Raw genomic sequence first — 6,566 nt, 5'->3', positions numbered from 1 at the left:
AAGGAATCTGGCTACACCTCTTGTCCATTTCATGAAGAGTTTCGTACTTCAACTTGAACATGAAATCGCCCACCGAGCGATATCATGAAGTAGAGCACTTTGTGAATACCGGACAACTGAATAACAAAAGGGCGGATTGTGACCTAATACGACATCCTACTGATTTTGTCTCGTTTGCCAAGTAGTTGCACAGATAGCAAATGCTATTCATTCGACTTCATATGATCAATGATACAATTCAAATAAGAAGTAGATAACGATGTTCTCAGGAAGGAAGAAATGAAAGACAACGAAATGTCCATACGGGAATTAGAGGAAGGAAAAGAACTCCGACTGGACTTTGAGAAGGTAAACCGGGTATTAGCACAGAGTCCGGGTGTAATTCCGGTGGCTGTTCAGAATGCTGATACAAAGGAAGTGATACTAATAGCATACACTAACAAAGAGGCATTCGAGAAAAGCATCCGCACACGCATCGCGACATTCTGGAGTACATCCAGAAACGAATTATGGATCAAGGGAGAGACTTCGGGGAATCTCTTCGAATTAGAGGAAGTGTATGTCAACTGTGAGCAAAACTCCCTTGTCTATCGTGTGAATCCAAAGGGTGAAGGTATATGCCATACATACAACTCTAAAGGGGAGGCTCGTAACTGTTTCTATCGCCGACTCGATCCTACAACGGGTGTATTAAAGAATACAAACCCTTAGTGCCTGGTACTTACTGCCATAGAAGACAAGATATATTACTTTGCGTTTAACACTAAACAAAAGGGCGGATTGTGCAGAGCTGGAACACCAGTCTGCGTTGGTGTATCATTCTTGCATGCATGGGAACCAGAATCATCAGGAGTTTATTCCTGGCTTGAAACTGGCCGAGGGCTTCTTTCACGAAGAAGTCCTGCCAATCCTGAAAGCCCACTATCCGAGCCTGCAATACTCGGCCGCCCTGATTGGTAGTGGGTCCGAGGTACTTGGATTTGACACTGCCATGTCTGTTGACCATCATTGGGGGCCGCGGGTCATGCTGTTTCTGCGTCCCGATGATTTCAAATCAAGACGGGATGATATACGCACGACCCTCAGCAGTGCATTGCCGATATCCTATTTGGGTTATTCCACCAACTTCTCGGAGCCGAATCCGGAAGACAACGGAGTCCAGGTCCTCCAACCTGTTGCTTCGGGACCCGTCAATCACCGCGTCGAGATGTACACGCTGGACGGTTTCTTCCTCAGCTACATGGGAATACAAATCGACAGGGAACTGGAGCCGGCCGACTGGCTGACGCTGCCACACCAGAAGCTCCGTTCGATTACTGCAGGACGCGTTTTCCGCGATAATCTCGGTCTTGAAGAAATCAGGGCGCGTTTCTCCTGGTATCCGCATGATGTCTGGTTGTACATCCTCGCCGCAGCATGGGCAAGAATCGGGCAGGAGGAACACCTGATGGGCAGGGCCGGATTGGCCGATGACGAGATAAGCTCTGCTATTATCGGAGCACGACTCGTACGAGACATCATACGGCTGGCATTCTTGATGGAAAGGCAATACGCACCCTACGCAAAATGGCTCGGTACAGCTTTCGCTCAACTCGAGTCTGCTGAGCGATTGGCACCGGCCTTGACCAGCACTCTTCATGCGGTATCCTGGGAGCAGCGTGAATCAAGTCTCTGTCTGGCGTACGAAATCCTGGCGCAGATGCATAACGAGCTCGGAATAACCGAACCTGTTTCCACGGAAGTCTCGCAGTTCTGGAATCGGCCATTCCGAGTCATTGGGGGTGACCGATTCACCAAAGCCATCATGCAGCGCATCAGAGACCCTCAGATCGTATCACTCACGCAACGGAGGCCGATCGGGAGTGTTGATCTATGGAGCGACAATACTGACTTACTTGAAGACGAATCACTCCGCTCCTGTCTGGTAGCCCTCTACCGGTGAGAACTCGTCACAGCCGGGTGGGTCACAACAGTCCATTTTGTCGCGTCTCCAACATGGGAAGAGAGATAGAACGCACCCTGAAAAACCGCAGGCGTTGAAAGGAGGAATTATGAAAGCGGCGATTGTTAAGGGAAAGAAGCGCATCGAGTGTGAAGAGGTACCGAAACCGTCAGTGGAACCGGGAACACTCCTGCTGAAGACGATATACGCCAGTATCTGCGGTAGTGACCTTGAATACCTTGACGGCACACTTGAGTCGCACATGGACCAGGGACCTCACGCCGGGTCGGCAGTGGTCCAGCTCTGGAGGGAAGTGGCGACGCTTCGCACCGGCGGTATCCTGGGACATGAATACATAGCTGAGATTGCCGAAGTAGGCGAAGGGGTTGGTGGCTGGCAGGTTGGCCAGCGTGTGGTGCCGCGGGACCAGTATATGGACGAAGGCTATGGTGCCAAAGGCTGCATGTGTGAGTATTTCCTGAGAACCCCGGAATATGTCCTGCCGGCACTGGACAACGTTTCTGACGAAGAGGCGGCCCTGGTGGAGCCAATGGGAGTCAGCATCGGTGCGGTTAACTGGGCAGAGCTTAATGCAACCGACTCGCTGGTCATCATCGGCGTCGGTAAAATCGGTCTGTTGGCGCTTCTATATGCGAAGGCAATCGGTGTCTGTCCGATTATTGCCATTGATATCGTCAAATCTCGCCTGGATAAGGCAATCGAAATGGGAGCAGACATTGTTCTCAATGCAAAAGAAGTTGATATGGTCGCCGAAGTGCTCAAGATTACCGGGGGCGGGGCGGATGCGGTTATCCCCTGCGTTCGTGAAGGCAAGGTGCTGAATCAGGCAGTTGAGATGGTCAAAATGCACGGCATCATCCCAATCGCCGGCTTCATCCCACCGACAGAAGTAGACCCGGCGCTGTGGCTGGTCAAGGAGATAAGACTGCTTTCGTTTCGCGGTGGACCGCCGGGCCGGAAGAGCCCACTGGTTACCGCCATGCACCTGATGGCAAACAAACAGGTGAACGTTAGACCGTTGATTACGGCGATTATGCCGCTTGATGAGGTGCAGAAGGGGTTTGATTCAGTCTATGATACTGATAATATAGTAGTACTGTTAAAACCGTGAGCCCAGGTAGTATATTCTGAAAGGAAGAATTATGAAAGCAGCAGTTGTTACGGGTAGAAGGCGTTTTGAAATCAGAGAGCTGCCAACTCCCAGGGTGCAACCGGGGACTTTGCTGCTCAAGGTAAGGCGTTGTGCCATCTGTGGTACCGACCTTGAGTACGTTGATAGCCCCGCATGGGATGGGCAAGACGGAGAGGATATCTTTACACCTGGTGAGGCTGTGCTGGGTCACGAGTGGGTGGGCGAGGTAGTGGAGGTGGGAGAAGGGGTGGCAGGCTGGTCAGTCGGTGACCGTTCTGTAGACGTCAGAGGAAGCTGCGGGCAGTGCTACTGGTGCCGGCGCGGACTGAATCACCTGTGCCTGGGAGGTCGGGTTCGCGGTACACCCTTTGGAGAGGGCGGCGGCAGTTGGTCGTCCATGTACGGCGCTATGGCGGAATATGTTCTCAGGCCTGCTCGAGGTCAGATGAAAGTACCCGATAATGTTTCAGATGAGGAAGCAGCACTGACCGAACCGTTGAATGTAGGTCTGTCACCGGTGTATGAAGCCGGCATTAAGGCAGCCGATTCTGTCGCAATCCTCGGGGCAGGGCACATCGGTCAACTTACAATGCTGGCAGCCAAAGCAGCCGGTGCGGCGCCGATTATTGTCACCGACAACATCAAGTCCCGACTGGATAAAGCATTGGAACTGGGGGCTGATTATGCCCTCAATGTGGATGAAGGCGATGTCTACGAGCAAATCCTGGATATTACCGAGGCTGGTGCCGATGCTATCTTTATCTGTGTCCGGGGGGCTGACGTACTCCAGCAATCCACCCTGGCGGTCAGGCGTGAGGGAACAATAGCCATCATTGGCTTCCCCAAACCGGTAGAACTGAACCCCATTTACTGGCTGACCAAGCATTTAAGGATTATCGGTTGCGACCCTATGGGGAGATACAATATACAGGCAATGCGGCTAATGCAATACAAGCAGGTAAATTGCAGGCCCATTATTTCGGCCACTATGCCGCTTGAGGATGTGCAGAAAGCCTTTGACTCTCTCTACGCAGGTGAAAATCTGCTGGTTATGCTGAAGCCGTAAGTAGATGGGTGTGTCATAGTCAAGACAATAGCCGGAAGGTGGACCGGTGAACCCGATTCACACTCTGGAAACCCGATAGTGAGGGCTGAGCATCTGCCAACAGGTAGCCGGCCCCTTGTTACTCATCACCCAATCCGGACAGAGGTGGAATGTGCGTGAGAGAGTCCGCGAAAAAGGTCCGCTCGATGTCACGCCTACGGGCCAGGCGTGAGGTTTGGGCGTGGGACGACGCGCCGATAATGGAAGATATCTTGGATAACCCGGAGCTCATTACTACTGCCGCAGAAAAACAGCGCGCTGAAGCTGATGATCCTGGCATGCTAGAACCTGAATTGCAGCAAGTTGTGAAAGGTCTATCAGGTTGCTGAAAAATGAGAGTCCAGAGGGAGCGCCCCTTCTGCCTCTATGATATTCCTGATTCTAGAGGTTCGGTCCTTCGTAATCGATATCATCTCTTCCAGGTTTCCTCACAGTACTTCGCAAGGTACAAGTTGAGCAGGTCACCTTTACCAGAATAGATCTTCGGACCCTTCGGATCCCCATATTCCCTTGCCAGTCTATCCCTAGGATAATTTAGGAGAACATCAAGTCCTGGGATCTCATCTTTCTCGAATCGTCGCACGATGTTTTCTACAGAATCTGTCTTAAGATTACCAAGTTTCCACCATGGTTCAAGCGTTCCTACATTTGAGTAAACATCCCAGTTGTTGGTGACAAAGAACCAGAATTGTTGAGGTTCTTCAAGCACTCTTTCATCTTTAGGGCGGATTTCTTCGTCTTTCAGAATGGATGCATACAACTCTCCTTCTGTCTGCCATAGAGTGGTTCTATTAAGATGCTTTCTTGACGGTATCAGAATGTCCTCAGAGAGTGATGTTACTTCTTCCGCCGTAGGACGCAGGTATTCTATCTTGCGTCCTTCATGAAGCGGATCTGGCGCATGCACAAACAGTTGAAACTCACTACCCGGATCTTGTACACGTTTACGCAGCTTGAGACGATCAATCAAACGTAGAAGGTCATCCATTTCTGGTAGTAGCTTCTTTGTGAGAATGATCTGCCAGCGTGGCTTCATACCAACTTCAAGGAGTCGTTCTGTGGCCGTTAGGGCATCTTTGAAGGCTCCCTTCCGACGATGGAACCAGTCAGTTGTTTCTTCCATTCCGAAGAAGGTTATTTGGCAGGTGTCCGGGCCTACTGACTTTGCCCAGGATGCATACTCTTTGTCGTGGGCCAGACGCCAGACACTGAGTAGTTCGTAACGCTCTGGTTTCCCGTCACTGAGCTCATCTTCCAATTCGTAGAGATGACGATATTCATCCGAGAAATCGGGTTCACGAAACCATGACTGAATGTATAGAGACTCAACAGTTATGTCAGTTGTCTCTAAGTAGTGCCGAAATTGCGAAGCCATCCAGCAAAGATCATCATCCGTAAGCTTGTAGTTCGTGCCAAAACCCAGATAGCAGTGCCGGCAACGATTCGGGCAGCCATGCATGTCCAAGGCCACACCTATCTGCTTTTTCGTTATTGTAGGCATTTACTATTATCCAACCTTTTTGTTGCTGTATCACAAATAATATATCTCATCTTCTGTTCAGCCCTTCCGGGCGAAGATGAGAGGATGACACTCTTCAGGCGTACCGCTTGCCTCTCGATAGCCGTGTCCGATGACCGTTGTCTCAAGAAGAGCAAACCCGATCTCCGACAAGGTCTTCTTGTAATCCTCAAGACCCAGGTTACTCCAGTACATCGTGACCCCATGGAAATCGTCTTCCGTGTATGGCGCCTCGCTGAACTGACTGACGGTTGCCAGCAGATATCCTCCTGGCTTGAGCCATCCGTGAATCCGTTGGAACAAACAGGGGTGTTCCTCGCGAGGGAGATGGAAGATTGAGTAGAACGCAACCGCCGCATCGAAGCAGGACGGTGGGAACTCGACTGACATGATGTCCCCGAGTATGAATCTCCCCTCCGGTACGTTCACGTGCGCGCGGCTGATCATCTCACAGGAGATATCTACCCCCGTGACGATGAAGCGCTCGGCAAGAGCCCGTGCGATTGGCACACCAGCCCCGCAGCCAACATCAAGTACAGTCGCCCCATCACTCAATCGGCTCGTGAGCAGTGTCAACTCCGGATTGGTTTCTGCCCACCGCGCTTTGTCGTAGGCAGCCGCACAAAGATCACACCCTTGTCGGACGAGGGCCTTGTAGTCTGTGTTCGGAGCGTTCGCTTGCTTCACGCGTCGCCCGCCTCTCAGATCCGCAATCCTTGTTCTGTCCCGGCCTCGTAGCACAGGCTAATTCGATATTCTCAGTGGCCGCAGGTCGAATTGATGAAGACAATGGAATGATTATTTCACCCTTCTACCTGAACGAGAACAGCCACACCACGCTGTCGGC

Annotated in this window: 6 protein-coding genes; 4 read left to right on the top strand and 2 right to left on the bottom strand. The window is 51.4% G+C overall.

The window, feature by feature from the left end:
• Positions 1-279: 279 nt before the first annotated feature.
• From VMW13_03530 to VMW13_03515, 4 genes are all read left to right on the top strand, one after another.
• Positions 280-711: a phosphoribosyl-AMP cyclohydrolase gene (locus tag VMW13_03530; protein ID HUV43883.1), complete on the top strand. Its 432-nt coding sequence runs from the start codon at positions 280-282 to the stop codon at positions 709-711.
• A 154-nt stretch (positions 712-865) separates the two neighbouring features.
• Positions 866-1,942: a DUF4037 domain-containing protein gene (locus tag VMW13_03525; protein ID HUV43882.1), complete on the top strand. Its 1,077-nt coding sequence runs from the start codon at positions 866-868 to the stop codon at positions 1,940-1,942.
• A gap of 109 nt (positions 1,943-2,051) precedes the next feature.
• Positions 2,052-3,074, top strand: a complete 1,023-nt coding sequence (locus VMW13_03520; GenBank protein ID HUV43881.1) for a zinc-binding dehydrogenase — start codon at positions 2,052-2,054, stop codon at positions 3,072-3,074.
• 31 nt (positions 3,075-3,105) lie between these two features.
• Positions 3,106-4,161, top strand: a complete 1,056-nt coding sequence (locus tag VMW13_03515; protein ID HUV43880.1) for an alcohol dehydrogenase catalytic domain-containing protein — start codon at positions 3,106-3,108, stop codon at positions 4,159-4,161.
• A gap of 448 nt (positions 4,162-4,609) precedes the next feature.
• On the opposite strand, the gene VMW13_03510 is transcribed toward VMW13_03515, so the two are convergent.
• Positions 4,610-5,701 carry a hypothetical protein gene (locus VMW13_03510; GenBank protein HUV43879.1) on the bottom strand — a complete coding sequence of 364 codons (1,092 nt, stop codon included), beginning with the start codon at positions 5,699-5,701 and terminating at the stop codon, positions 4,610-4,612.
• Between the two features lie 57 nt (positions 5,702-5,758).
• A complete protein-coding gene (locus tag VMW13_03505) occupies positions 5,759-6,406 on the bottom strand; it encodes a class I SAM-dependent methyltransferase (GenBank protein HUV43878.1) in 648 nt (215 codons plus the stop codon).
• Positions 6,407-6,566 lie beyond the last annotated feature (160 nt).

The sequence above is a fragment of the Dehalococcoidales bacterium genome (genome assembly GCA_035529395.1).
GTDB lineage: Bacteria > Chloroflexota > Dehalococcoidia > Dehalococcoidales > Fen-1064 > DUES01.
This window is presented reverse-complemented; position numbering and strand designations above follow the sequence as displayed.

What these genes read in the sequence shown, in the direction of transcription:
- VMW13_03515 (HUV43880.1), top strand. Translation starts at nt 3,106, where the DNA reads ATGAAAGCAGCAGTTGTTACGGGTAGAAGGCGTTTTGAAATCAGAGAG.
- VMW13_03520 (HUV43881.1), top strand. Translation starts at nt 2,052, where the DNA reads ATGAAAGCGGCGATTGTTAAGGGAAAGAAGCGCATCGAGTGTGAAGAG.
- VMW13_03510 (HUV43879.1), bottom strand. Translation starts at nt 5,701, where the DNA reads ATGCCTACAATAACGAAAAAGCAGATAGGTGTGGCCTTGGACATGCAT.
- VMW13_03530 (HUV43883.1), top strand. Translation starts at nt 280, where the DNA reads ATGAAAGACAACGAAATGTCCATACGGGAATTAGAGGAAGGAAAAGAA.